Annotated in this window: 25 protein-coding genes; 6 read left to right on the top strand and 19 right to left on the bottom strand. The window is 53.5% G+C overall.

Translation table 11 applies throughout. From position 1 onward, the window contains the following. Nucleotides 1–9 precede the first annotated feature (9 nt). Together nadE and TJ79_RS07105 are read right to left on the bottom strand one after the other, a co-directional pair. Complete coding sequence (nadE, locus tag TJ79_RS07110) at nucleotides 10–819, bottom strand: ammonia-dependent NAD(+) synthetase (RefSeq protein ID WP_040949592.1); 810 nt, start codon at nucleotides 817–819, stop codon at nucleotides 10–12. Between the two features lie 180 nt (nucleotides 820–999). Beyond that, on the bottom strand, nucleotides 1,000–1,440 hold the full coding sequence (locus TJ79_RS07105; protein ID WP_040949591.1) for a BrxA/BrxB family bacilliredoxin: 441 nt from the start codon (nucleotides 1,438–1,440) through the stop codon (nucleotides 1,000–1,002). 189 nt (nucleotides 1,441–1,629) lie between these two features. Here TJ79_RS07105 and TJ79_RS25775 point away from each other — a divergent pair, with 189 nt between their 5' ends. From TJ79_RS25775 to TJ79_RS07095, 3 genes are all read left to right on the top strand, one after another. Then, nucleotides 1,630–2,067: a diacylglycerol/lipid kinase family protein gene (locus TJ79_RS25775; protein ID WP_052339360.1), complete on the top strand. Its 438-nt coding sequence runs from the start codon at nucleotides 1,630–1,632 to the stop codon at nucleotides 2,065–2,067. Continuing rightward, entirely contained in the window at nucleotides 1,970–2,599 is a 630-nt protein-coding gene (locus TJ79_RS25770) for a diacylglycerol/lipid kinase family protein (RefSeq protein WP_238322859.1), read from the top strand. The genes TJ79_RS25775 and TJ79_RS25770 overlap by 98 nt, the downstream gene beginning before the upstream one ends. Before the next feature lie 351 nt (nucleotides 2,600–2,950). Then, a complete protein-coding gene (locus tag TJ79_RS07095) occupies nucleotides 2,951–4,210 on the top strand; it encodes a BaiN/RdsA family NAD(P)/FAD-dependent oxidoreductase (RefSeq protein ID WP_040949590.1) in 1,260 nt (419 codons plus the stop codon). 82 nt (nucleotides 4,211–4,292) lie between these two features. Here the strand turns inward: TJ79_RS07095 and TJ79_RS07090 are convergent, their stop codons facing one another. From TJ79_RS07090 to TJ79_RS07060, 7 genes are all read right to left on the bottom strand, one after another. Next, the gene (locus tag TJ79_RS07090) at nucleotides 4,293–4,637 is read right to left on the bottom strand and encodes a hypothetical protein (RefSeq protein WP_040949589.1); all 345 of its coding nucleotides are present in this window, start codon (nucleotides 4,635–4,637) and stop codon (nucleotides 4,293–4,295) included. Nucleotides 4,638–4,745: 108 nt separating this feature from the next. Further along, the gene (locus tag TJ79_RS07085; protein ID WP_040949588.1) at nucleotides 4,746–5,180 is read right to left on the bottom strand and encodes an HIT family protein; all 435 of its coding nucleotides are present in this window, start codon (nucleotides 5,178–5,180) and stop codon (nucleotides 4,746–4,748) included. A 109-nt stretch (nucleotides 5,181–5,289) separates the two neighbouring features. Further along, nucleotides 5,290–6,504, bottom strand: coding sequence for an ABC transporter permease (locus TJ79_RS07080; RefSeq protein WP_040949587.1), 1,215 nt, complete (start codon nucleotides 6,502–6,504; stop codon nucleotides 5,290–5,292). Continuing rightward, the gene (locus TJ79_RS07075; RefSeq protein WP_040949586.1) at nucleotides 6,501–7,229 is read right to left on the bottom strand and encodes an ABC transporter ATP-binding protein; all 729 of its coding nucleotides are present in this window, start codon (nucleotides 7,227–7,229) and stop codon (nucleotides 6,501–6,503) included. Before TJ79_RS07075 ends, TJ79_RS07080 begins: the two co-directional genes overlap by 4 nt. Before the next feature lie 162 nt (nucleotides 7,230–7,391). Then, entirely contained in the window at nucleotides 7,392–8,066 is a 675-nt protein-coding gene (locus TJ79_RS07070; RefSeq protein ID WP_052339358.1) for an HD-GYP domain-containing protein, read from the bottom strand. A gap of 142 nt (nucleotides 8,067–8,208) precedes the next feature. Continuing rightward, a complete protein-coding gene (locus TJ79_RS25765; RefSeq protein WP_052339357.1) occupies nucleotides 8,209–10,350 on the bottom strand; it encodes a LuxR C-terminal-related transcriptional regulator in 2,142 nt (713 codons plus the stop codon). A gap of 136 nt (nucleotides 10,351–10,486) precedes the next feature. Next, complete coding sequence (locus TJ79_RS07060; RefSeq protein WP_238322858.1) at nucleotides 10,487–11,485, bottom strand: inorganic phosphate transporter; 999 nt, start codon at nucleotides 11,483–11,485, stop codon at nucleotides 10,487–10,489. Between the two features lie 264 nt (nucleotides 11,486–11,749). On the opposite strand from TJ79_RS07060, the gene TJ79_RS07055 reads away from it, so the two are divergent. Together TJ79_RS07055 and TJ79_RS07050 are read left to right on the top strand one after the other, a co-directional pair. After that, nucleotides 11,750–12,871 carry an NAD(P)H-dependent flavin oxidoreductase gene (locus TJ79_RS07055; protein ID WP_040949584.1) on the top strand — a complete coding sequence of 374 codons (1,122 nt, stop codon included), beginning with the start codon at nucleotides 11,750–11,752 and terminating at the stop codon, nucleotides 12,869–12,871. A gap of 161 nt (nucleotides 12,872–13,032) precedes the next feature. Then, on the top strand, nucleotides 13,033–13,632 hold the full coding sequence (locus tag TJ79_RS07050; protein WP_040949583.1) for a YueI family protein: 600 nt from the start codon (nucleotides 13,033–13,035) through the stop codon (nucleotides 13,630–13,632). A 91-nt stretch (nucleotides 13,633–13,723) separates the two neighbouring features. Here TJ79_RS07050 and TJ79_RS07045 read toward each other — a convergent pair whose 3' ends face one another. The 6 genes from TJ79_RS07045 to TJ79_RS07020 all read right to left on the bottom strand — a co-directional run bounded on the left by TJ79_RS07045 (nucleotide 13,724) and on the right by TJ79_RS07020 (nucleotide 16,255). After that, on the bottom strand, nucleotides 13,724–14,335 hold the full coding sequence (locus tag TJ79_RS07045) for a thymidine kinase (protein ID WP_052339356.1): 612 nt from the start codon (nucleotides 14,333–14,335) through the stop codon (nucleotides 13,724–13,726). Between the two features lie 91 nt (nucleotides 14,336–14,426). After that, nucleotides 14,427–14,798, bottom strand: a complete 372-nt coding sequence (locus TJ79_RS07040; RefSeq protein ID WP_040949582.1) for a spore germination protein GerPE — start codon at nucleotides 14,796–14,798, stop codon at nucleotides 14,427–14,429. Nucleotides 14,799–14,803: 5 nt separating this feature from the next. Next, entirely contained in the window at nucleotides 14,804–14,980 is a 177-nt protein-coding gene (locus TJ79_RS07035; protein ID WP_040949581.1) for a hypothetical protein, read from the bottom strand. A gap of 24 nt (nucleotides 14,981–15,004) precedes the next feature. Then, nucleotides 15,005–15,682, bottom strand: coding sequence for a spore germination protein GerPC (gene gerPC, locus TJ79_RS07030; RefSeq protein WP_040949580.1), 678 nt, complete (start codon nucleotides 15,680–15,682; stop codon nucleotides 15,005–15,007). A gap of 109 nt (nucleotides 15,683–15,791) precedes the next feature. Further along, nucleotides 15,792–16,031, bottom strand: coding sequence for a spore germination protein GerPB (locus TJ79_RS07025; RefSeq protein ID WP_040949579.1), 240 nt, complete (start codon nucleotides 16,029–16,031; stop codon nucleotides 15,792–15,794). Continuing rightward, the gene (locus TJ79_RS07020) at nucleotides 16,028–16,255 is read right to left on the bottom strand and encodes a spore germination protein (RefSeq protein ID WP_040949578.1); all 228 of its coding nucleotides are present in this window, start codon (nucleotides 16,253–16,255) and stop codon (nucleotides 16,028–16,030) included. The genes TJ79_RS07025 and TJ79_RS07020 overlap by 4 nt, the downstream gene beginning before the upstream one ends. Before the next feature lie 183 nt (nucleotides 16,256–16,438). Between TJ79_RS07020 and TJ79_RS07015 the strand changes: the two genes are divergently transcribed. Continuing rightward, complete coding sequence (locus tag TJ79_RS07015; protein WP_052339369.1) at nucleotides 16,439–17,395, top strand: cation diffusion facilitator family transporter; 957 nt, start codon at nucleotides 16,439–16,441, stop codon at nucleotides 17,393–17,395. Nucleotides 17,396–17,726: 331 nt separating this feature from the next. Here TJ79_RS07015 and helD read toward each other — a convergent pair whose 3' ends face one another. The 4 genes from helD to TJ79_RS06995 all read right to left on the bottom strand — a co-directional run bounded on the left by helD (nucleotide 17,727) and on the right by TJ79_RS06995 (nucleotide 22,681). After that, nucleotides 17,727–20,012: an RNA polymerase recycling motor HelD gene (gene helD, locus TJ79_RS07010; RefSeq protein WP_040949577.1), complete on the bottom strand. Its 2,286-nt coding sequence runs from the start codon at nucleotides 20,010–20,012 to the stop codon at nucleotides 17,727–17,729. A 71-nt stretch (nucleotides 20,013–20,083) separates the two neighbouring features. Then, a complete protein-coding gene (locus tag TJ79_RS07005) occupies nucleotides 20,084–21,097 on the bottom strand; it encodes an ABC transporter ATP-binding protein (RefSeq protein WP_040949576.1) in 1,014 nt (337 codons plus the stop codon). A gap of 19 nt (nucleotides 21,098–21,116) precedes the next feature. Further along, a complete protein-coding gene (locus tag TJ79_RS07000) occupies nucleotides 21,117–21,908 on the bottom strand; it encodes an ABC transporter permease (protein WP_040949575.1) in 792 nt (263 codons plus the stop codon). After that, a complete protein-coding gene (locus TJ79_RS06995) occupies nucleotides 21,905–22,681 on the bottom strand; it encodes an ABC transporter permease (RefSeq protein ID WP_040949574.1) in 777 nt (258 codons plus the stop codon). The genes TJ79_RS07000 and TJ79_RS06995 overlap by 4 nt, the downstream gene beginning before the upstream one ends. Between the last annotated feature and the right edge of the window lie 9 nt (nucleotides 22,682–22,690).

The raw sequence follows: 22,690 nt of genomic DNA, 5'->3' as shown, positions 1-22,690 counted from the left end.
TGCGGCGGCTTATACTCCCGGTACTCCGTCGCGCTTATGACTCGTCCGTTTATAGATGCCTTCCAGCTTTTCCTGCACCTCAGGGGCAATCTTCTTCCCCTCCAGATAATCGCTGTTGTCATCATAACTGATCCCAAGCTCGCCCTCGTCCGTTTGGCCTTCCCATAACCCGGCAGTCGGTGCTTTAGCCAAGATGCTCTGGGGAACGCCGAGCTTTTGAGCCACTTGGCGGATCTGGCGTTTGTTCAGCGTCTTCAGCGGCTCGATATCGACGGCGCCGTCGCCCCATTTGGTAAAGAAGCCGGTGATCCCTTCGGAGCCATGGTCGGTTCCGACAACCAACAGTTTGAGTTCAAAAGCCAGAGCATATTGAGTCACCATGCGGGTGCGCGCCTTGATGTTGCCCAGACCGCCCTTGGTCAGCTCCGTTTTACCGTCGATGGAACTTAACGCAACGCTTGCGATGGACGCGATTTGGTTCACAGCGCTTTGAATGTTCGTCTCCACTTTGTGCGTGAGGTTGAAAGCTTCCGCAACCGCATAGCTATCGGATATATCGGCCTGCTCGCCATAAGGCTGAAAAACGCCGAGGGTTATGTATTCCTCTCCCGTTTCCTCCGTCAGTTCGTCCGTCGCTTTCTTACACAAACCTGCGGCAACCGCGCTGTCGATGCCGCCGCTGATGGCGATCAACAGGCCTTTGACCCCGGCCTTTTTCACGTAATCTTTAAGAAAGTCAACCCGTTTGCGAATCTCAGCATTCACATCGATGGTCGGCTTGACACCCAGCGTTTTGATGATTTCCTCCTGTAAACTCATCTCTCTCATCCTCCCTGCACGAATTCGCAACTTTACCCCTTATTATACCAAAAAAATTGTCAAAGAAGCTTACACGAGCGTATCCTTCCCAAAATTCATCATATCAAGCCCCAAAAGTGAAAAAGCATCCCTACCCGTTTGAGCGGGGCGGAATGCTTTTCCTTCCATCAGACTTATGATTTACTTCGTGCAGTAGGTATTGAAAGCCGTTGTCAAATCGCCGGCGATCATCTCAGCAGAACGATCTTCAATCTGATAGCGCTGTATGAAATGAACCAGCTTTCCGTCTTTGTAGAGGGCAATGGAAGGGGAAGACGGTGGGTACTCTGAGAGAAAATCCTCACGGGCTTTAGCCGTAGCATCTTTATCCTGTCCGGCAAAAACGGTATACAACCGGTCTGGTTTAACGTCGTTTTCCAACGCCTTCGCGACGCCTGGACGGCACTGTCCGGCAGCGCAGCCGCAGACGGAGTTGATCACAAGAAGTGCGGTCCCTTCGGTATTTCCCAGGTTTTCCACGACTTCCTCCGGCGTGCGCAGTTCCTTCACACCGATACGAGTCAGATCATCACGCATAGGCTGGACATAATCGCGCATATAGGAATCATAAGACATCAGCATAATGAACACTCCCCTCAAAAAAGCTTTTGTGCAAATTACTGTGATTTATTATACACTTAAAAGGGAGCAAGTTGCAAAATAGTTCGCGCATAAGGCGCAGCAGGAGAATGTCGTTTTCTGGCGAAAATCATCTAAGAAAACCCTTTCATTTTCAATCCCTACCATTTTTATTTTGAAAGCAGGAAAGCCATGATCGGATTTATTGTCAACCCTGTTTCCGGCAGCGGACGCGGGGCGAAAATATGGAAAGTTATCGACGAGGAACTGCGTAACCGAGACATCCCCTTCCGCGTCCGCTTTACCGCCGGACCGGGCGATGCCGTGCGCATGGCAAAGGAAATGGCGACGGATGCCAAGATTACCGCCGTCGTTGCCGTAAGCGGCGATGGAACGGTTAACGAGGTGATTCAGGGGCTGTGGGAAACGTCTTTGACGAATCCCACCGTATTCGGCCATATCCCGGCCGGCTCAGGCAACGACTTTGCTCGAGGACACGGCATACCTGCGGATACCGGNAAGCTTGAGCTGTTTGCAGCTGCATGCCGCGGGCCGCGATGGCGTAGAGGATATCGACCTGCTGGAATTGAAAAGCCGCATCGCCGCCAATTCCATCGGCTGCGGGTTTGACGGCGAGGTGTGTCTTGCGACGAATAAGTCCCGCTATAAGGCGTGGCTGAACCGGTTCCATCTCGGACGAATTGCCTATATAGTCACCGTCGTCCGCCTTCTGCTCACATATCGTCCCAGCTCAATGACGCTGCGGGTTGATGGCCGGGAAACCCGGCTCGACCGCACCTGGCTCGTTGCCATTTGCAATACTCCCTTTTTCGGCGGGGGCATGAAGATTTGCCCGGGCGCATTGCCGAGCGACGGGAACGCCTCCATCTGCGCCGTCACCGGCATCGGGCGTTGGGAACTGCTACGGGCATTTCCCCTCGTTTTCTCAGGCAAGCATCTGTCACATCCGGCCGTCCGCATGTTTTCCGGCAGCAGCATCGAGATCATACCGAACCGTCGGCTTGCCGCCCAAGCCGACGGGGAGCCCATCATGGATGATCCTTTGACTGTGCGGGTTCTGCCAGGTGCATTATCCGTGCTCAAGCCGAAAACCGCAGCCGCAAGCGGTGTACTGAACGAACAGGCAGCTGCCAACCAATAAAGAATATTTGCAGCGCTTGGCATTTTAAACCGGCTTAACATTCTGTAACGTTAACAAAACGCATCCCAACCGAATGGCTTCGGAAGGGATGCTTTTTTTGTCCGCTCCGTTTTACAGCTGTTCCTGGTTTTTATCAATTACATCTCCATAGGTTTTCTTTGGCTTTTTGACTTTGTTCTGTTTTTCTTTCTTATTATTGCCTTTACCCACACTTCCACTCCTTTCTTGTTTTCCTTATTATGCCTATACGTAGTAAGTTGTATCCCGCTCCCCCCTTATTTTCTGAAGAAAATTAGGATAAACTCGGTAATAGTAAACGTTAGGCCATCATCAAGAAAATGGAGAAAGATTATGGATTATGATGTGATTGTCATCGGCGGCGGTCCCGCCGGTCTTATGGCTGCTATCGCGGCAAGCGAGCACGGGGCGCGGACGCTGCTCCTTGATAAAGGGAACAAGCCCGGACGTAAGCTGGGCATCTCCGGGGGAGGCAGATGCAATGTGACCAACGCCGGGGAAACCGAGGACATCGTCCGGCACATCCCCGGCAACGGCCGCTTTTTGTACAGCGCCTTCTCCCGGTTCGGTAACCGGGATATCATTGCTTTCTTTGAAGGATTAGGGATTGCCCTGAAAGAAGAGGATCGGGGACGGATGTTCCCCGTCACGGACAAGGCAAAGAGCGTCGTGGATGCCCTTGTCAACCAAGTGCGCCGGCAAGGAGTGGATATGCGTCTGAACGCTCCGGCTGCCCGCGTACTCTATGAAGATGGCTCTGTTGCGGGAGTATGCCTTGCAGGCGGCGAAACGCTGAAAAGCCGAGCCGTGGTCATCGCCACTGGCGGCCGTTCGGTGCCCCATACCGGCTCAACGGGCGACGGCTACCCATGGGCGGAGGAAGCCGGTCATACCATCACGGAGCTATACCCGACAGAGGTGCCGCTCACTTCGAACGAGTCTTTCATCAAAAGCCGCGAGCTCCAGGGTTTGTCGCTTCGGGACGTCGAGCTGACAGTCTGGAATACCAAGGGAAAAAGGATTATCTCCCATGAGGGGGATATGATCTTCACCCATTTCGGCATTTCCGGACCGGCCGCTCTCCGCTGCAGCCAATTCGTTATAAAAGAATTGAAAAAGTCGGGCGCAGCATCCGTGCGGATTACGATCGACCTCTTCCCTGCGACGAACAAGGAGGAGCTGCTAGAGGAGTTGGTACAGCTTGCCGAGACGGAAGCTCGCAAGGCAGCCCGAAACGGACTCAAAAGCTTGCTGCCGGAGCGCCTCATTCCCATTGCATTATTGAAAGTTGATATCGCCCCCGACATCCCGTGCAGCCAAATTGGGAAGATGAGCTGGGTGGAGCTTGCCGCCATATTGAAAGCTTTTCCCGTTGACGTGAACGGCACGCTCTCTCTGGAAGAGGCTTTCGTCACTGGAGGCGGAGTCAGCTTGAAAGAGATCGATCCCGGCACTATGGGCTCCAAGATGATGCCAGGGCTTTATTTTTGCGGCGAAATTCTAGATATTCACGGCTACACCGGCGGCTACAACATTACGGCAGCTTTCTCCACCGGCTACAGCGCGGGGCGAAGCGCGGCTTTGTCACTTTAACCTCGACTGTTGGCAGTCTGACAAGCTATATAAATTGAATTTATGGAGTTGTCTGATCATGGAATCAGGTCGTAACAGTTGATCAAATCTGCACCGACGGTTCCCCACTCTCTCCTATCGAGCCTGCAGCGGGATGCATATAATCTTCCGAAAAATCTTCCGTAACGGTGTGAGCCGGAACCTGAATCCCGCCCAGGTTGTAGGCGGATTGCAGCATCGCGGACTCCGCCAAAGCGAAATGCAGAGGCTCCGTCACTTCCGCCAATCGGCCGCCGCAGGCTTGGGAGATGTCCAGCGCAGCGCTGAGGTTGGCCGTTTCAATGGGTACCTGCAGCAGGAATTGCACCGGATAGCCGAGCTCGCTTAACGTACCGGCAGCCGAACGAATGGCCTGGATATCGTCGAATTGAAAAAAAATGGAGGACATGCCGACCTTCCCCTCTCGCGAATAGTGGGTCTAGCGTTCCTCATTCCAGCTCAAAACATACAAAAACCGGAGGCAGAGGTGACTGCTTCCGGTTTTTGTTTTTCGGGTTCAGCTAACTGGAGTGAACTCCATGTACTTCATTAGTTTTTCGATCATGCCCATATACTGCTCATCGTTCAAAAAGATTTGTTTCCCATTTAACTCGAAGGGAAAACCCCAAGCTTCTCCATCCTTGTACTTCGGAACGACGTGGAAATGAAGGTGGGGCATATAGTCTCCGTAGCAGCCGTAATTGATCCTGTCGGGCTGGAACGCTTTCTCAATGGCTCCTGCGACAAGAACGATATCATTCATAAATTTCGTGCGGGTTTCCTCCGATAATTGAAACAGCTCCCGCTGATGATCCTTCAACACAACGACGCAGCGTCCAAAATACGTTTGTTCTTTATTCAAGTACAAGGTAGAAACGCTCAAGTCGCATATTTCGATCATCATCTGGTCCAGCCGCTCATCCCGGCCGCAAAAAACACACTCGCGATACATCAAAGGGCCCCCTTGCGATACTGTCTTGCAATCTTTGTTGTCTTTTTATACTAGCGAATTCATACCCGTCTGTCCATCCGGCTAATGCCCGAAATTGGGCAGCTTCCCGCTAAAAAAAACGGGTAATATGTCGTAAAAGGTAGATTCCCAGCCCCCCTAAAACCAGCGCCATGACGAGCGGGAGCGTAAACAGAAGCGCAGCAGCTCCCACGACGAGGAACCCCGGCATAACCACGCCAAAAAGGTACATCCGCTTCGCCCTATACGGGTCCGATTCCCGAGCGAAAAGGCTTAAGTAAGGGTGCTGCATAAATTCCAGCCAGTGATTCCGGCAATAATGCAGCATCAGCCAACCTCCGGCCAGCCAGATTAAAAAATTGGCAAAACCGATTCCGGTGAATAAGGTGCCAAGGGAAAGAACAGCAACCATCGTTACGTAAATCCGGACTTTCGATTTGCTGCGGAAAAATGATTTTATGCCCGCTTCCGCCATGGCGTGATGCACGGTTTTATTCTTTTGGCGATAGATACTGCCGGAGGAACGCCATAAGAGCGGCCGTTGCCGCGGACTCACGGGTCTGCGCTTGATATGATCCCGGTACACCAAGGAAGCGAACCGCCATTTGGCTTCATAGTCCTGCCCCGCCTCTTCCAGCAGAACGCCCTTCATACGGAAGCGAAGTGTGATCGTCGCAGGCAAAAACAGCAGCGTAACCGCAATAATGAGCCAGCCATATAAAGGACTATCCTGCAAAACGCCCAATGCGGCGGTAAACAGAATACCGGCGGCAGTATAGCCCAACATGCGGCGCACAACCATGCGCCAGCCGGTTTTTCGCAAGGTCAGCAGTTGAAAGATATAGGCCAAATGCAAACGGAACAAAGAAACAAAGGCAAAGACCCGGATTAAAACCGGAATGGAAATGTCTAGTTGATAAAGAAACAACGGGGCAACGGCAAAGAATGCGAACACCATGACGACCAAGCCGACAATCGTCGAATAGATCGCCCCCATCCGCCGAAAGAAGCCCTCCCACTTTTCCCCTTGAAAAAAATGCAGTTGATCCGCCGCCTCCAAAAAATAGCGCGTCCTCCCGCTAATACAAAGCAAAAACAATACCGGCCGGAGAATCTGGGGCGGTATTCCGTCAAACCAGCCCGGCACCTGATGCCACCAGCCCACGTAATCGTAAACCGCAAAAGCAATGCCAGGGATGACAATATAAATCGCCACCGACCAGTCCACGACGGAGCGGATCACTTGCCACTGAAACCGCCAGTTGCTTTTTACCCGGCGTAAAAAGACACTTAATGCGCTGTTCATGGGCGGCGTTCCCCATTCGGTTGAGTCGCCAGCAGCTTGTGGAAGGCGTCAAACAGCGTAGCTCCCGGCAAGCCGCTTTCCCGCCTGATCTCCTCCAGGTTCCCCTTGGCTACAATCGTCCCTTCCGACAGCAGGATGAAAGAGTCGCATACCCGCTCCGCCGTGTCCAGCATATGCGTGCACATGAGCACGCCCGCTCCTCGTCGCAGCTCCTCATTCAGCATCTCCAGAAAATCCTTGATCGCCATAGGGTCCAAACCGATAAACGGCTCATCTACGATGTAGATGTCCGGCTGGTGCAAGAAGCCGATCACGAGCATAATCTTTTGCTGCATCCCTTTGGAAAAGCTGGCAGGCAAATGATGGCGAACATCATAGAGGCGATACTTGCGCAGCAACCGCTCCGCCGTCAGTACGAAGCTTTGCCGTTCTAGTCCCATAGCGGCGGCGGCCAGTTCGAGATGTTCCCACAGGGTCAGTTCATCGTACAACAGCGGCTGTTCCGGTATGTATGAATAATGCGGGGTATTCTCATTGAACTCAATACTGCCTTTGATCTCAGGCAGCAGCCCGAGCAATGCTTTTATCGTCGTGCTTTTGCCGGCTCCATTGGGACCGATCAGCCCCACCAGCTCCCCCGGCTGCACTTCAAACCGAATGTTCCGGATGACTTCCTTTCGGTCTTTATACCCAGCCGATTCAATGTCGGCCTGCAGCATTGACATGCCTTACACCCTCACTTTACTTGCGACTATTTTTTCATACAGTATGTACGACGATTTTTCATAGAAGTTTCCAATGCCAGCATCACCTTCTCGTTGAAACCAACAAAAAAGCGCTCCGCGCTGCCCTGCATCAGCCTGCGAAACGCTCGTATTTGCCAGCCGCTAGGGAGTAATCTTCCTTACCACGCCAGTTTCGCCAGCGGCATCGGTCCCGCCCTTATCTTTCATTTTATTAGGCAAGAGGTTGTCAAAACAATAACAGAGCAGCATGACCAAATCGCTGTCGTACAGGACATCGCTCCACCGGTACAGTTCATTCAGCGCCTCCTCCACACCCGCCACAGATCCGGTTTTGCGGTCAACGGAGGTCATGGCGGCAAAACTGTCCGCTACCCGAAGAATTCTCGCCGTCAGGCTAATATCCTCCCAGATGGCGCCAAAGGGATAACCCGTTCCGTCGAGATTTTCGTGGTGATGCAAAATGCCGTCCCCGTCCACCAGCCCTTGTTCGCTCATTGGACGCAGCAATTCCGCACTGTAGACAGGATGGTGGAGAATGGACAATCGCGGCTCCTGGGCGTCATCCGCTCCTAAAGACGTTTGCAGCTTTCCGATGTCCGCCAATAAGGCAGATCGGTATACCACTTCCTGCTCCTTGCCGGATAATCCGAGCCCCCGAGCCAGCAGCAGGCTGTAATAGGCGGATCGCAGCGATTGTTCATATATGAATTTGTCATGAGCTTTCAGGCGTTTCAACAAAAAATAGGTCTGCCCGTTCTCTTTGCAAAAGTGAGCGGCGACGGTTGAATAGGGTTCTGCGTTTCGCTTAGTTGCCATCAGGAGTCTCCTTTCTTCGGATCATGCCTTTGCCCTCGCTATGCATTTGATAATTACTTAGCCAGAAAAAGCATTTCCGACACGCGCAGAACGACAAAATCATCCAATTTTTATTGCAGCATGATGGACCGCCCGATTTATGCTAATTCTGAGGCGGCGAGAATCCCATTTGATAAACGGTTGCGATGAGCTGCGCCCGGTCGCTTACCCCCAGTTTATGAAGAATGCTGGTCATATGATTTTTCACGGTATGCTCGGAAATATATAATTTTTCGGCGATTTCCCGGTTGCTGGCTCCCGTCACAACAAGCTCCAGAACTTCTTCCTCGCGACCGGAGAGCACATGTAAATCCTTTACAGCCTGGATCGGAGCCCTCAACTCCTCCTGCTCCGCTGTTTCGTTAAGGATCAATTTGGCGGCAAGCTGATTTTTCTTCTCCATAAAAGCCATGAATTGGTCGCGCAAAGCTGATCTCACCCGGGACATGCGGCGGGTATGACCACTTTGGCCATAAGCGCTCTCCAGGGCGAGAGCTGCGATTTGACTCGCTTCCCGCCAGGAGAATCCTTCCGTTTCTGCTTGATCTTTTTCTTCTTCGCGGCAATCCTGCACCTCCAGAGCAATAGAAGCAAGCTCCTCCCCCACCGCATCCCGCAAAACTGCCGCATCATAACTGGCGATCAGGCAGGCTTCCCCAGCCAATCTAACATCACCTTCGGGCAACCCGAACTCCCGGGCGAATTCCCGGGCCGTTTTCGCGGCGCTCTCCTCCAGCCGGCCATCCTCCCCGCTCCAGCGGCGGGTCGCCAGAGCCAAGAGCTGGACGGCGTCCCGATCATCCGACTCTCCCTCCGCTTCAAGGCGGTGAACGGCAGTGCTTGCCGTCGCGCACAAGGCTTGCATATATCCGCGAAGCTGATCAAAATCGCTGCGCCGCACTAGACCTGAGCTCAGCACGCCGATCAATCGAGAGTGGTAAACCAGCGGACATTCCAGTACCGGAATGCCGTTATATTCCGTCAAGCGGGCTTCCCCGAAAAAAGAATGACCCGCAATAAAGTCATCATAGCGCCCGGCAAGCTCTTGCATGTACGACTCCGCTGTGCCCTGAGCCAGCCCCCGGGACAATAGCTTCGCCTTACGCTCCGTCCCCGGCATCAGCACGGCGGAAAAATCGCCCTGAGTCAGTTGCAGGCTCATATCGATCAGCATGAGCAAGACCATCTTGACTTCCCGAGCCTCGGCGAGCGCGCGGGAAAGCTCCACCAGCATGGACAGCCGCAGGTATAGCCGGTCCCGTTCCTCCTGCAAAGCCTGGAAAATGAACCGCGAGCTTAGCATCGCCGCCAATGTCCGCCCAAAATCGTAAATCTCCTCGGAAAGATTGGCCTTCACCGCACTGCCGCCGAATAAAACGCCGACAGACGCCCCCTCCTGCATGATGGGGAAACAAAAAAGAGACTCCGGGTATAGGTTGTTCTGCGTGAAAAACTGCACTCGCGGATCACGCCGGACCCCGCCCCATAATCCCGGCTGCCCGGTACTGACCGTCTGGCCGAGAAAGCCTTCCCCCGATGAGAAAGCGGCGCCTCTGAGGCGGTAGCTAGCGTCTCCCAGCGTTTCTTGAACCTGATAATGCGTATCGTCCCGTTTTATGGCAATCCCGATAAAGTCAATTTCCTGCTGCTGATCAAAATACGGCGCAACCGTCTCCCGCAGATTGCCGCCCTTTCTGTCGAAGGAGAAGGCCATGTCACGCAATGCGGACAACTGACCTTTGCCCTGATTTTGCTGCCTGTCGGCGCTCAAGAGCACGGAGGCGATTTCGGCCATACCGGACAAAGTATCCAGCGCCTGCCGTTTCTTTTCTCCATTCCACTCGGGCATGACGTTCCGCAGTTCCCGGTAAAGGAAAGCCGCGTCTACGTCTTGCTCATAATAGCTCCGTAAAGATCGCCTAGCCCGAGCTTCCGTGAAAAAACAAGCCCATAACACAGCGGCTTCGGAGTCGTCTGCAGGGATTTCCACTACCAGAGCTTTGATCCCGGGCTTGTATTCCGTTTCCAAGGGCCATCCCGGCTCCCGCTTGTGATGAGCCAGTTGCCGCAAATCCATACGCAGCATCCCCGGATGCCCGGGGTCTTCCAGCCACTTGATTATTTTCGCCTCACCGGAGGCTCTCGTCATGAATCGACCGTTTTTCCCTGTCAGCACAAGACACAAGCCCAACTGACTGGCGTAGGTGTCCTGTAATTTTTGCATCGCATGAAGGTGTTGTCCCATGCCGAATCTCCCGCTGTCATAGGATAGGATTAGGCGATATAAAAACCGCCTATACCCTCTATTACCCGTTGCCGGGTTAGGAGTATCGGCGGCAGCCTGTTCATATCATGGCGGTTTAATCCGTAAAATATTGCAGTTAAGCGAACAAACCGAAAATCAATTGATAAATCACATATCCGATGACCATAGAGATCGGAATCGTAATCACCCAAGTCAGCACCATTTGTCTGACAATTCCCCAATTGATTGAGCGTGGGCGAAGGGCCGTTCCGGTACCGACGATGGAAGAGGTGATAACGTGGGTCGTCGACAGCGGCATGCCGAAATGGGTAGCCACGGTGAGCACCGTCGATGCCGTCAAGTCGGAAGCAAAGCCGTTCATCGGCTCCACTTTGACGATTTTCTGGCCGACGGTCTTGATGATCTTCCAGCCGCCTACCGAGGTACCAAGGGCCATAGAGGAGGCCGCGGCCAGCTTGACCCATATCGGAACATGCATCTCCGTCAAATAGCCTTGGGAAACGAGGGCGAACACGATGATCCCCATTGCTTTTTGCGCGTCGTTGGTGCCGTGGGAGAACGCCTGCCAACCGGCTGAAAAGATTTGCAGAAAGCGGAAGCCGCGATTGATTTTCCCAGGCGACGTTTTGCCGACCAATTTTAAAATAAAACGGATGAGATGAAGGACGATGTAACCTGCGATAAAGGCAATGACAGGAGACAGCACCAGAACCAGCAGAATCTTGGTAAAACCGTGCCAGGTAACGGCGTCGAAGCCTGCGCCCGCTACTACCGTGCCAACCAACGAGCCGATAAGGGTGTGGGACGAGGATGACGGAATGCCGAAATACCAGGTGAGCAAATTCCAAAGGATCATGGAAATTAGCGCTGCAATGATGATATGTGTCCCATGGGGGATTTTAAAGGGGTCGGCAATGTTGCCGCCGATATTCTTCGCAACCCCCTCAAAAAGCAGTGCTCCAAGGAAGTTAAGCACCGCCGCGTAAAAGATGGCGAACCGGGGACGCAGCGCTTTCGTGGACACCGACGTCGCGATGGCGTTGGCTGTGTCGTGGAACCCATTAATAAAGTCGAAGGCGAGCGCCAAAAATACAATGATGATGATAGCAGTCACGTTGACCCTCCCAGTGATTTTTTTATGTGGTATGCATCGATTGAACTAAATTGTTAAGGGTTTATGTAAGCACAAAAAAAAATATATCACATTTCCCGACAAATGTTGAGGAAATGTGTAAATGGAATCAAAGAAACCGCTTTATTCCGTGAAATTTTGTTGTTGTGTAAAAGTTAACAGCACATCTGGCAGGAAAACGTCCCCTTCCCCCTTAAGTTTGATTCAGAACCCTCAAATTCATGCGGTTGGGAGTTGCTTCTTAGAATGTGGAACGTCAATGCGTTTACTTCGCGGCTTCGCATCACCTATCCGATTATTCAAGCCGGCATGAACGGGGGGATCGCCGGCAGCGCTCTTGCCGCCGCCGTTTCCCGCGCAGGAGGCCTCGGCACACTGAGCGCTTCCGGAATGGACCCCGAAGCGATCATCCGGGCCATCCGCGAAATCCGGCGTGGCACCGACCGGCCTTTTGCCGTCAACGTTCATGTGCCCCAGCCCTTCGTATTGGATCCAAGCCGGATTGCAAAGATGCAGGAGCGGCTTGAACCATACCGGAAGGAGCTGGGGCTCGGGCTGGTGACGGCAGCGCCAGGCGGCAGCGGTCCGGAGGCGCTCATCGCCGCTGCCGAAGAGCGCCTCCGCGAGCAGTTGGCCGCCATCGCCGCCGAGAAGGTGCCGGCCGTCAGCTTCACCGCCGGTGTCCTGCCCCCGGAATGGATCGATGCCTTGAAAAGCGCCGGCACGGTGCTGATCGGCACCGCCACCACCGTGGCGGAAGCCGTCCACCTGGAGGAGCAGGGCATCGATCTCGTCGTCGGGCAGGGCAGCGAAGCTGGCGGCGAACGGGCCACCTTCCTCGGCACCGGCGACCAAGGGATGATCGGCGCCATGGCGCTCATCCCGAGCCTCGCGGATGAGCTCAGCGTGCCGGTCATCGCTTCCGGCGGCATCTCCTGCGGTCGCAGCATCGCAGCGGCGCTGGCTTTAGGCGCAGCCGGGGTGCAGCTGGGCAGTGTCTTCCTGCCCACTGCCGAAAGCGGCGCCAGCCCTCGCTACAAAGATGCCGTCGTCGCCAGCATGGAAGAGAGTACAATCGTTTCCTCCCTGTACACCGGGCGTTCCGCCCGCCTGATTCGCAATCAATATGTCGTTGAGCTGTCGGATTATGCCGCTGCTGATCTTCCTCCCCATCCGCTTCAAGCCGAACTTACGTCAGACATCCGCCAGGCGGCGGAGGAGCAGGAACGAGCGGAATACATGGCCCTGTGGGCGGGTCAAGCAACCCGGCTGATCAAAGAGGAAAAACCAGCGGCTCAGGTGATGGAGCAACTGATTCGCGAGACGGAACAGGCGCTTTCCCGTCTGAGCTGGTTAGGCGCCGTTTAAAACTGTGATATTCTGAAAAATTAGCGCGAATCCATCGATTTCGCCATGGTTTTGTCATAATCGCCAAATCCCCAGCTATTGAAGACTTTCCCGTCTCCAGTGATACTAAGAGGATAGGCTGTTCCATACGCCAATCCACCATCCATTGGAGGAGATTCCATATGCCGGACAAGCCGGATATCAACAAACTTGAAAACGAGATTGCCCTGAGCGGTGCATCTTCCCGCAGCGAATTGGAAAACTTGATTCAATCCGGTCTGCATGGCCCCCCTGAACTGCACCGGGAGGAAAAAAATCAGTTTCTCGGAGAATTCCGGGAGCGCGTGTTGAAATGCCTGACCAAGCAGCAGATTGCCGAGACCCGGCTGTATCCGGAAATTGAGCAAGCGCTGCGGCACCCTCTGGCAGACAAAATCATACTGGCGGGCCACTTGTCGGAGACCCATACGAGCAAGTACCAAGAGCTGGCACGGCGCCTGAACAAACTGGCCACGTTCCGCAACGACCCCGAATTTCAAGGCGATATCGCTTTGGTGGTGGTAGGACGCTCAGCGGTAGACGTCGATGATGTATACGTTTTGAGTTATCACGAACAGCTCTTGCAAAGAGGCCTGAGCGAAAAGCTGATCAGCGCTGCCGGCAGCAAAGTATGCCGCAGTTGCTACGATAAAGTCTGCACGCTGGCGCCGGAGGAAAAAGCCAGCTATCGCCCTTTTTCCACGATGGACCGGCTGCTGGGAACGAAGTGTCCCGGCCACTAACAAACCGCCGCTTGCATAAACAAAAATGAGGCTTGTCCATTTGCATCCTGACGTTGCAGAATGACCCACGGATAAGCCTCACTGTTTTATTTTATTTGGAGCCGGCCGGTTGCTCTTCCTTCTTGCTTTTCGCTTCCGCTTCGGAACGCTCTTGCTCTTTCATGTAGCATTTTCGGCAGAGCGGCAAATATTTATCGTTGCCCCCCAGCTCGATTTGCTCTCCTTTAAAGACAGCTCGTCCATTGCTGAACCGGGTGTTGAAACGGGCTTTGCTGTCGCAATACCAACAGATGGTCTTCACTTCCTCGATGCGGTCTGCAAGTTCCAACAAGCGCTTGCTGCCGCTAAAGAGCTTCCCTTGAAAATCCGTCATCAGCCCAAAGGCCATCACCGGAATGCTCATATTGTCGACAATGAAAGCCAGCTTGTCCACTTGATCTTCCGAGAGAAATTGAGCCTCGTCGACAATGACGCAGTTCGGTTTTTGTTCCGATACGACATCGAGAAGGTCATCTCCCAGAAGAAGCGCTTCCCGTTGGAAGCCTACCCGGGACGTTACTTTGCCGATCCCGTGGCGGGTATCAAAAGATGAAGTGAAGATCAACACCTTCTTACCCTGCTCCTCATAATTGTTAGCGATTTTTAAAATGTCCATCGATTTGCCGCTGTTCATCGTTCCGTAACGGTAATACAATTTTGCCATGTCCGATTGTCCTTTCCTCAAGAACGTTTGTCTCTTGAGTAATTGTACAGCTTGTGTCGAATCTTTTACTAGTGCCAATATTAACAGATTTTTAAACCGGCGGCTTCCAATTGGCCAACTGCCGGAAATGCTTAATCCAGACGACAGAATCAATCGCGTTCGTTGAACCCACTTGAAAAACCGACGAAGTGGATACACTTACTACCCTTACGAGGCCCACGCGAATGGGGCAATCGTCCCGCTTAACCATATCCGGCTCTCCTCCGGGAGCTTGATGGGGAGCGATTCTCCGGAAGAAGGGATACGCCGCAATGCTGCCCTCCGTACCGCCGAAGGTGGGGATATCCCTACGCAAAGCCCAAACCCTCGCTCGTGGGGTAATGACCAGATTATCGCCGAAAAAAACGACAGACGCATTGAGCACAGCGTTTATTTTTACACCGCCGATTATGGAGGACCGCATGTATTTTACTCTTCTTCAGTTGGCAGGGGAGCAACAGGACCGACGGATTCTGGAGGCGTATCGATTGTCGATGAAAGGTTGATGCTGTGCGTATCGCCCACGAGAAAGAGAGAACTACTGGCAACGGCCAGTGTCCGTATGGAGCCGATACAAATTTCCTTATTCACCACTTGAAAAATCATCATGTCCGCCTCCCATGAAATGGATTACTCTGGAGTTTCCTTATGCGTTTCCCTAGGCGCCAACTCCGCCAGATGGCGAAGCACCGCATCCTCCAGATCGCGTTTCACCTTATCCGTTACGACCGGCACAACCTGAGCAGGACCGGCCTCGGGGCTTCTTGCGGCTTCACTCTGCATATAATGGCGGATACGCGCATCCACTTGTTTGCGCAGATCGCTAGCCATCCATCCGCGATACTGATCGCCAAGAAGCAACCCCCGAGAGCCTTCCAACTCCGCTATCTTCCCAGGCAGTTCATCATCGATATAGCGATAAACCATGGCAAAAGGGTCAAGAGAAGGATCATCCGCCGGCTGAGCGCCTGTAGATGTCCTATAGTCCATGCCATCTGCAGGACCCTGAGGAGGTTCTTGCGGATAGACATGGACGTCAAAGCCTTCTTTCCCGTTCACGCTAAGTTCATCCAGCAATCCCGTTGATCCCGGAGATATGCCGATATGCAGCTCGCCTTCCAGCTTTTCTACCTTTAGTTGGTCGAAATGATAATCGATGTGTCCGATTCGCGGCTGTCCGCAGGCGGCTTCGATCCGGTCCAGTTGCGCCTTCATGGCCAGTAGTTGACTTTCCAATTCCAGCAGCTTTTTGTTCTGCCAGGCTGTCTGGTCATAAAAGAATCGAAGCCAGGTTTGCCAATCTTTCATCCTTCACTCCTCCTCACCTATCCTTATGGGGAAAGGGGAGAAAGCATGAGCGAGTTTGATGTAGGGGTTGACTAACGGGGCTCAGGAAGAGGAATCTCATAAATCGTCTCTACCAGCAATTCCGGCCGGCTAGCCCCTCCACCGCCACCGCCACCTCCAGATGGAGCTTCAAGAGGAACGACGATAGGCGGCAGCGGCGTTGCAGCCCTCCCATAAAATGGCCGGTATCGCTGGTGCTGGCTAACGACTTAATCGAACCCGCCGCGCCAATTTGAAAAACAGAAGCACTGGTAACATCACCGACCCTCAACTGATGAATGACGATGCTTTGATGAACCGTCAGATTCACAATCCACCTACTTTAGCCGCATTTTGATCCTTTATGTCGTTATCGTTCGTGTTAGTAGAGCTAATCGCATTATTTGTTACGGGAAGATCGCCAGTATTGAACGAACCGGATCCGGCATAGGTTTTTGAGGTGCTGATTGGATTCAAAACAAGTGAGTCGCCAATGTGAACGATAGAACTCGGCCCCACACTTAGAATCTTGATGTTACCCACAATCGAAGGCATAGGCAGACATCCTTTGCAGGGTTCTTACCCCTAGTGTATGTGAGGGGCGCCCATTGGTTCCAGTTTCGGCACTCGGCACGCCTGGCGGTTTAATGAGTTTATCAGTATACTTATCCCTGGCAAGGGATAAATTAACACCAGAGCTAGGAGGTCGCGTCCTTGAATTCAAGCAAAGCTTCACCGATGATAGCGGCGTGGATCAGTCTCATCAGCAATGTTTTACTTACGGTAATGAAGCTTGCCGTCGGCTGGCTATTTGGCAGCCAGGTGCTGATTGCAGACGGCGTCCACAACGCAGGAGATGTGATTGCATCGGGAGCCGCCGTAAGTTCCATGCAGATCGCAAACCGCCCGGCTGACGAAAACCATCCCTACGGCCACGGCAAAGCCGAAGTGCTGGGGGCGGCGGTCATCGCACTGATTTTGGCCATTGCCGCCGTTTACATGGGATATCACGCCGTCGTGGCGATGATCGAGCCGCCTGGAACCCCGCATATCCTTGCTTTAATCGCTGCTGCCATCTCTCTTATTTGGAAAATGTGGCTGTACATATACACCATGCGGGTGGGCCGTTCGATCAACAGCAAAGGACTAATCGCCACCGCCCAAGATCATTTAGCCGACGTATATGCCTCCCTCGCTGCGGTTATCGGCATTTTCCTCGCCCTGATCGGAAAATGGAATGGAATCCACTTGCTAACCTATGGCGACCCTGTTGCCGGCCTGATCGTGTCTATCCTTGTCATGAAGCTGGCTTATGAGATGGGCAAAGAATCCCTCGATATCCTGATGGATCACAGCATTAAGCCGGAGATGCTTCAAGCCATTACGGAGCTGGTGCATGCAGCCCCCGAAGTGAGGCGCATCGATAAGATTCGCGGCCGGGAACACGGCCAGTACATTACCGTCGATTTGCGTCTCTCGGTTTCCGGAAGCCTGACTATCCAAGAAGGCCACGATATAGGCCGTTCCATCAAATACGCCATCATTGACGCCTTTCCTCTTGTAGATGAAGTCCTTGTCCACTTGAATCCCTGGTACCCGGAAGATTCGGAAGCGGAAGGCGGTAGTCTTCCGTCCAGCGGCCGAAGGAAACCGGTCCAGCCTGTTAAGCCTACAGGAGCCGGAAAGCAGCCATAGGCTCTTGTTCATAGGCCCCTGCGGAAAACGTACCCATTGGTGCAGATGACCATACGCAAATCCCCCCCTAGCATATGCTGTATTATCTTCGTGCGAAAGGGGAGTTCACATATGGGATTTGCAGGTGGTGTCGGTTGTTGCACACCGGTAGGCGCAGGTTTTGGTAGTATGACCGCCTTCGTTCTGGTGCTCTTCATCCTGTTGGTTATCATCCTCCGTGTCTCTTTTATTTAATTAAAGCATTGTAATCAAGCAACGAATACCGATCGCACCCGCAACATCGGGCTGCTAGAAAATCCCTAATTTAGAAAAAGCAGAGCGTGTAGTTTCCTCAACGCTCTGCTTTTTGGGTTGATTTTTGAATAAACCTCGACCACCTGCCGCTGCTGTAAAGGAGCAAGAGGTGCATCGCCCGAGTACACACGGTGTACAGCAATTTGCGGTCCTCTTCCCGATGGTAGCTTTCCGGCCCGGCATCCGGAACGAGAACGGCATCGAATTCCAGACCCTTTGCCAAATACGAGGGCAAGACGGTAATACCCGGAGTGAAGGTGCGGGTTTCCTTTGTGATCAGTCGCACCGTATCTTCCGGAAAGCTTCCGACAAGTCGGCCAAAAACCTCCGCCGCTACCGCCGCCGTCCGGGCGATGACCGCGATGGACTTCATCCCATCCGTCTGCAAGGCGGTGATATCAGCAGCCATCGCTTCAGCCATTCGGCCATCCGACACGACAGTCAACCGGGGCTCCTCCCCTTCCCTGCTAAAGGCCTCCACTGGCTCCCCTTCCGGCAAAACCCCTTTGGAAAAGTCAACGATTTGCCGGGTGGAACGGTAGCTCTTGAACAGACGGAACGTCTTTACTTTATCCGCGCCAAATAACTCCTCTACCCCGCTGTAACTGGACAGGCCCGCCCCTCCGTTGATTCCCTGGTTCAAATCCCCAAGCAGAGTCAAACCTGCCCGGGGAAACAAATCCTTGATAAATTCCATTTGAAAAGCGGAATAATCCTGTACTTCGTCCACCAGTACATGGCGCATGTCGAGAAAGCGCCGGAGTCCCGTTGCAGCCGCCTTCAAATAAAGCAGCGGAGCAGCGTCCTCGTTTGGCACATCGCTGCTTTCCGGCCCCAACTGCTTCATGGACAGCTGCCGAATCTCCTGCCACTGAGGAGGGATGTCCGTCCCCTCCGCCGCTGCATGATACCGCTCCGGATCGGCAAACAGCTCCCGGTAGACGGCACGGATATCGACATAATCAAGCCGTTTCGCCATGGCCTTGAGCGGGGCAAAAACAGCTTTGGCCCGTTTTCGGCTGAGTGCCCTTAATTCCTCGTCCGTTCCCAAATATTTCGGGTGGTTTTGCATCCTGCGGAAGGTCGACTTGGCAAAATGCTCCTCCCTCTGGGTCAATTGCTCCAAAAGCTGCTCGTTTAGAATCTCCAGGCGGTTTTCTATGGACCAAGACAACTCCATGCCATAAAATCGTGCAGCGATATCCGCGCCGGAAATCAGCACCTTTTCTTTGACGGTAAAATCCCGGAAGACAAGACCGCTCTTCTTCAGCAGCTCCCGATAATTCTTGATGACTTTGACAAACGCGGCAGATGCTTTGTACGTCATAGCGGCAACCCGCGCATCCCGTTCGGGACCGTCTTCCGCCGTCAACAGCTCCTCCAGACGATCGTAAGGATGCTCCACGCTAAAGTCTGACCCAAGAGCCTGATCCATATATTCATGAAAAGTCGCCTGCCGCATATTCGCTTCTCCCAAATCGGGCAGAACGGTCGAAACATAATCGTTGAACAGAGGATTGGGGGAAAAGAGCAAAATATTATCCGAATCCATATATTCGCGATATTTGTAGAGCAGGTAAGCCACCCGCTGCAGGGCAACGGAGGTTTTTCCACTGCCGGCAGAGCCCTGTACGATCAGGACGCCGTGCCGGACGCTGCGGATGATTTCATTTTGCTCCCGTTGGATGGTGGTAACGATGCTCTTCATCTTGTCATCGGCTTTTTGTCCGAGCAGCTCCCGCAGCAACTCGTCGCCGATAGGCATGCCGGTGTCGAACATCTGCAGCAGCTTGCCGCCGCGAATGACATACTGCCGTTTAAGCTCCAAATTCCCGGCAATGGTGCCGATCGGAGTCTCATACTGCGCCGGACCCAAGGAGTAGTCGTAGAACATTCCGGCAATTGGAGCCCGCCAGTCGTAGACATAGATTTCCCCGGTTTTCTCGTTCGCTAGAGAGCCAATGCCGACATAGATCGATTCCTCTCCCTCTTCCCCCTCTTCCCTGAAATCGATACGCCCGAACCAAGGGGTGCCTTGAAGCCGGAACAGCCGGTCCAGATCCCGCCGGGCCATCCGGTAGCTTCTTTCCTGCTGGGCGATGATGTGGCGCTGTTGGGTAATGGAAGCCGCTGTCTCGATTTGTTCGTCCTCATTTTCCACGTTGACGGTTATATCGTCCCAAAAATGCTGGCGCTCGCGGATGACAGTGCCCTTGCGGTCCTCTACAATCGTGCGCAGCTCGCCCATCTGGCCGCCGATAAAATCAACGACCTTCGACAGCCGCTCTTTTTCCAGATCCCACTCTGTATCCTCTATTGCCATGTGCGGTCACCCTCCTTATTTATGCAGCTTTTCCTAGCACCTTCAGGCGCCTGCCTCCAGAACCGGGCCTCTTACATCGATGACGCGGTTGGATAGGCTCCGTATACTTTTCCAATATAATCTTCCAGAACCGGCTCCACCATGTGCACATCCTCGATCTCGCCCCAAGCATGGAGCGCATGTAGCACCTCCATGGCTTTGACCGTAAGACGGTTAAACTCCACAGTGAGAGAGCAGCCCGACCGGCCTGTTACCCGGAAAAGCCCGCCATCCTCAGGGACCGGACTCTCCTTTGCCGCAAGATTGCCATCATCGCGAAACGTGACCTTCATGACGGAAGGCAATCCGATGCGGTCGCGCATTTGCGGAATCGTTCCGTCAAAGCTCAGCTCCCCGTTCTGTATCACCATGACCCGGCTGCACAGACGCTCGATATCGTCCATGTCATGGGTGGTCAGCAAAATTGTCTTGCCAAAATCCTGATTGAGCGTCTGCAAAAACCCGCGAATCCGGTTTTTCGCCGTTACATCAAGCCCGATCGTCGGTTCATCAAGAAACAGAATATCCGGATCATGAATGAGCGCCGCAGCCAGTTCCGCCCTCATCCGCTGGCCGAGGGACAGCTTGCGCACCGGCGTTTCGAGAAAATCGTCCAGTTCCAGCAACTCGCGGAACTCCGCCATTCTCTTGGTTTTTTCCGCCGGCTCCACCTTGTACATGGCGGCAAGGATGTCGTACGAATCACGCACCGGCAAATCCCACCACAACTGGCTGCGCTGACCGAAGACGACGCCGATGCGGGCCACCGCTTTTTTCCGTTCCCGATGTGGGTCCAGCCCAAGAATACGCACCTGTCCCGCACTGGGACGGAGGATGCCGGTCAGCATTTTGATCGTAGTGGATTTTCCTGCGCCGTTTGGCCCGATATAGCCAGTAAACTCCCCCGGTTCAACGGTGAAGCTGATATTCCGAACGGCTTCCTTCATCAGATAATCCCGGGAAACGAGAGCCCTGAGTCCTGAAAAGTGTCCTTCCTTCACTCTCGGAGTCTTGAAGGTTTTGCAAATGCCATGCACTTCTATCATAACCGTTTCTCCCCCTCTTTTACGTCCCCGTACTCTGATATTTAGATAAGCCGAATCGCCAGAATACCAGCGCCAGTCCAAAGAAGCCGCAGGCCAGAACGAATACCGCCGGCAATATCCAAAGACCGTACTCGCCGCGCAAAATATACAGGCTAGGCACATAGCTGGCGAAGCCGACGGGAAGAACCGTGAAAAAAATGCCCTGCAGCCATGCGGGATACAGAGACAGCGGATATTGAACGGCGTTTCGCGCCGCGTCCTCCGTCAGATTTTGCAGCTCGTTCAGCCGGGTGATCCAGAACCCGACCGTTGCGGTCGCCAGCCCAACAGCAAACAGAATGATCGCCCCGGTACCGATAGCGGCCAGCGTTTCCGGGACAGCGATCCAGCCGATCTGTCCATCTTTACCCAGCCGATACATGCAAAAAACGAGGACTGCCGCCCCCTGCAGCGTTTCCCCCAGCATGATGCGGAAATTTTGCGTCATCAACGCCAGCAGAACCGGGAGAGGCCGCAGCAGAATTTGATCCAGATTGCCGCTGACCAAGTATTTTTCCAGATTGTGCACGTCGTTGGCGAAGCTGCGGTAGATGCATTTTGCCAAGATGATGACGGCATACAGATAGCCGACCTCGTAGACGGACCAGCCTTTGACCCCGCCGAATTTGGCCACGACCACGGCCACCATGAGAAATTCCGCGACGTTATAAAGGGCCGCCACCGCCGTTCCAAGCCAAAAATTGAACCGGTACTGCATCCGGCAGCGGATACTTGCCCGGCATAACAGAATGTAGGTTCGAAGCAGATTCATCCTCCCTGCACCTCCACTCTTCTTCTGGCAAGCACGGTAACAGCCAGACAGATTAGAGTCAGCAGGAAGCACCACAGCACGGAGCCCGCCAGCACTGAATAGGAATCACGTTCCAGATAGATCCTCACCGGATAGTATAACTGATATTGATAGGGAGTTGCCGCGCAGATCCCCTGCAGCCAGCGGGGCAGCCACTCAATGGGGATAAAGAAGCCCGAAAGCAGCATGTAAAAGGAGTAATTCAGCCCATGCAGCCACCCCGACTCCGTCGTCCAGAGCGCGGAGATGCCAATTAAAAAGTTGATGCAGATGTTGATGTAGGAGGCGAAGAGCAAAGCCGCTAAAGTCCACAGCCAGGTGGAAAAGTGGTGAGGTGTTTCTAGGGAGAAAACGATGAGATAGAGGAGAAAAATCGGTAAGCTTTTGTAGATAAACTGATAGATGACGCTTCCGTACTCCCGGCTCATCAACTGATAGAACAGGTGAACGGGCCGGAGCAGATCGAAGGCGATCTGGCCGGTGCGGACGGTTTCTGGGAGACCCAAGCCCATGTTTACAAACATGGCGACCCACAACGCCGCCTGATTGAAGGCGATGTAGCTGATCATTCCCGACGTCCCGTATTCCCCCAGTTGCCGCCCTTCGCCGATCCCCACCCAAATAGAGATATAGACGAAGCCGAATATGCTGCTGGCGATATTTTGCACGAGATGGGAGCCGCGGTACTGCAATTTGCTACGGTAAGATTTTTGCATGAGAACAGAAAAAAGCATTAAACACCT

This window comes from Gorillibacterium massiliense (genome assembly GCF_000455485.1).
GTDB classification, from domain to species: Bacteria; Bacillota; Bacilli; order Paenibacillales; family NBRC-103111; genus Gorillibacterium; species Gorillibacterium massiliense.
This window is presented reverse-complemented; position numbering and strand designations above follow the sequence as displayed.

Excerpts from the sequence above, each read along its gene's own strand:
- nadE (WP_040949592.1), bottom strand. The coding sequence starts at position 819 with ATGAGTTTACAGGAGGAAATCATCAAAACGCTGGGTGTCAAGCCGACC.
- TJ79_RS07105 (WP_040949591.1), bottom strand. The coding sequence starts at position 1,440 with ATGCTGATGTCTTATGATTCCTATATGCGCGATTATGTCCAGCCTATG.
- TJ79_RS07095 (WP_040949590.1), top strand. The coding sequence starts at position 2,951 with ATGGATTATGATGTGATTGTCATCGGCGGCGGTCCCGCCGGTCTTATG.
- TJ79_RS07090 (WP_040949589.1), bottom strand. The coding sequence starts at position 4,637 with ATGTCCTCCATTTTTTTTCAATTCGACGATATCCAGGCCATTCGTTCG.
- TJ79_RS07085 (WP_040949588.1), bottom strand. The coding sequence starts at position 5,180 with ATGTATCGCGAGTGTGTTTTTTGCGGCCGGGATGAGCGGCTGGACCAG.
- TJ79_RS07080 (WP_040949587.1), bottom strand. The coding sequence starts at position 6,504 with ATGAACAGCGCATTAAGTGTCTTTTTACGCCGGGTAAAAAGCAACTGG.
- TJ79_RS07075 (WP_040949586.1), bottom strand. The coding sequence starts at position 7,229 with ATGTCAATGCTGCAGGCCGACATTGAATCGGCTGGGTATAAAGACCGA.
- TJ79_RS07070 (WP_052339358.1), bottom strand. The coding sequence starts at position 8,066 with ATGGCAACTAAGCGAAACGCAGAACCCTATTCAACCGTCGCCGCTCAC.
- TJ79_RS25765 (WP_052339357.1), bottom strand. The coding sequence starts at position 10,350 with ATGGGACAACACCTTCATGCGATGCAAAAATTACAGGACACCTACGCC.
- TJ79_RS07055 (WP_040949584.1), top strand. The coding sequence starts at position 11,750 with ATGTGGAACGTCAATGCGTTTACTTCGCGGCTTCGCATCACCTATCCG.
- TJ79_RS07050 (WP_040949583.1), top strand. The coding sequence starts at position 13,033 with ATGCCGGACAAGCCGGATATCAACAAACTTGAAAACGAGATTGCCCTG.
- TJ79_RS07045 (WP_052339356.1), bottom strand. The coding sequence starts at position 14,335 with ATGGCAAAATTGTATTACCGTTACGGAACGATGAACAGCGGCAAATCG.
- TJ79_RS07040 (WP_040949582.1), bottom strand. The coding sequence starts at position 14,798 with ATGCGGTCCTCCATAATCGGCGGTGTAAAAATAAACGCTGTGCTCAAT.
- TJ79_RS07035 (WP_040949581.1), bottom strand. The coding sequence starts at position 14,980 with ATGATTTTTCAAGTGGTGAATAAGGAAATTTGTATCGGCTCCATACGG.
- gerPC (WP_040949580.1), bottom strand. The coding sequence starts at position 15,682 with ATGAAAGATTGGCAAACCTGGCTTCGATTCTTTTATGACCAGACAGCC.
- TJ79_RS07020 (WP_040949578.1), bottom strand. The coding sequence starts at position 16,255 with ATGCCTTCGATTGTGGGTAACATCAAGATTCTAAGTGTGGGGCCGAGT.
- TJ79_RS07015 (WP_052339369.1), top strand. The coding sequence starts at position 16,439 with ATGATAGCGGCGTGGATCAGTCTCATCAGCAATGTTTTACTTACGGTA.
- helD (WP_040949577.1), bottom strand. The coding sequence starts at position 20,012 with ATGGCAATAGAGGATACAGAGTGGGATCTGGAAAAAGAGCGGCTGTCG.
- TJ79_RS07005 (WP_040949576.1), bottom strand. The coding sequence starts at position 21,097 with ATGATAGAAGTGCATGGCATTTGCAAAACCTTCAAGACTCCGAGAGTG.
- TJ79_RS07000 (WP_040949575.1), bottom strand. The coding sequence starts at position 21,908 with ATGAATCTGCTTCGAACCTACATTCTGTTATGCCGGGCAAGTATCCGC.
- TJ79_RS06995 (WP_040949574.1), bottom strand. The coding sequence starts at position 22,681 with ATGCTTTTTTCTGTTCTCATGCAAAAATCTTACCGTAGCAAATTGCAG.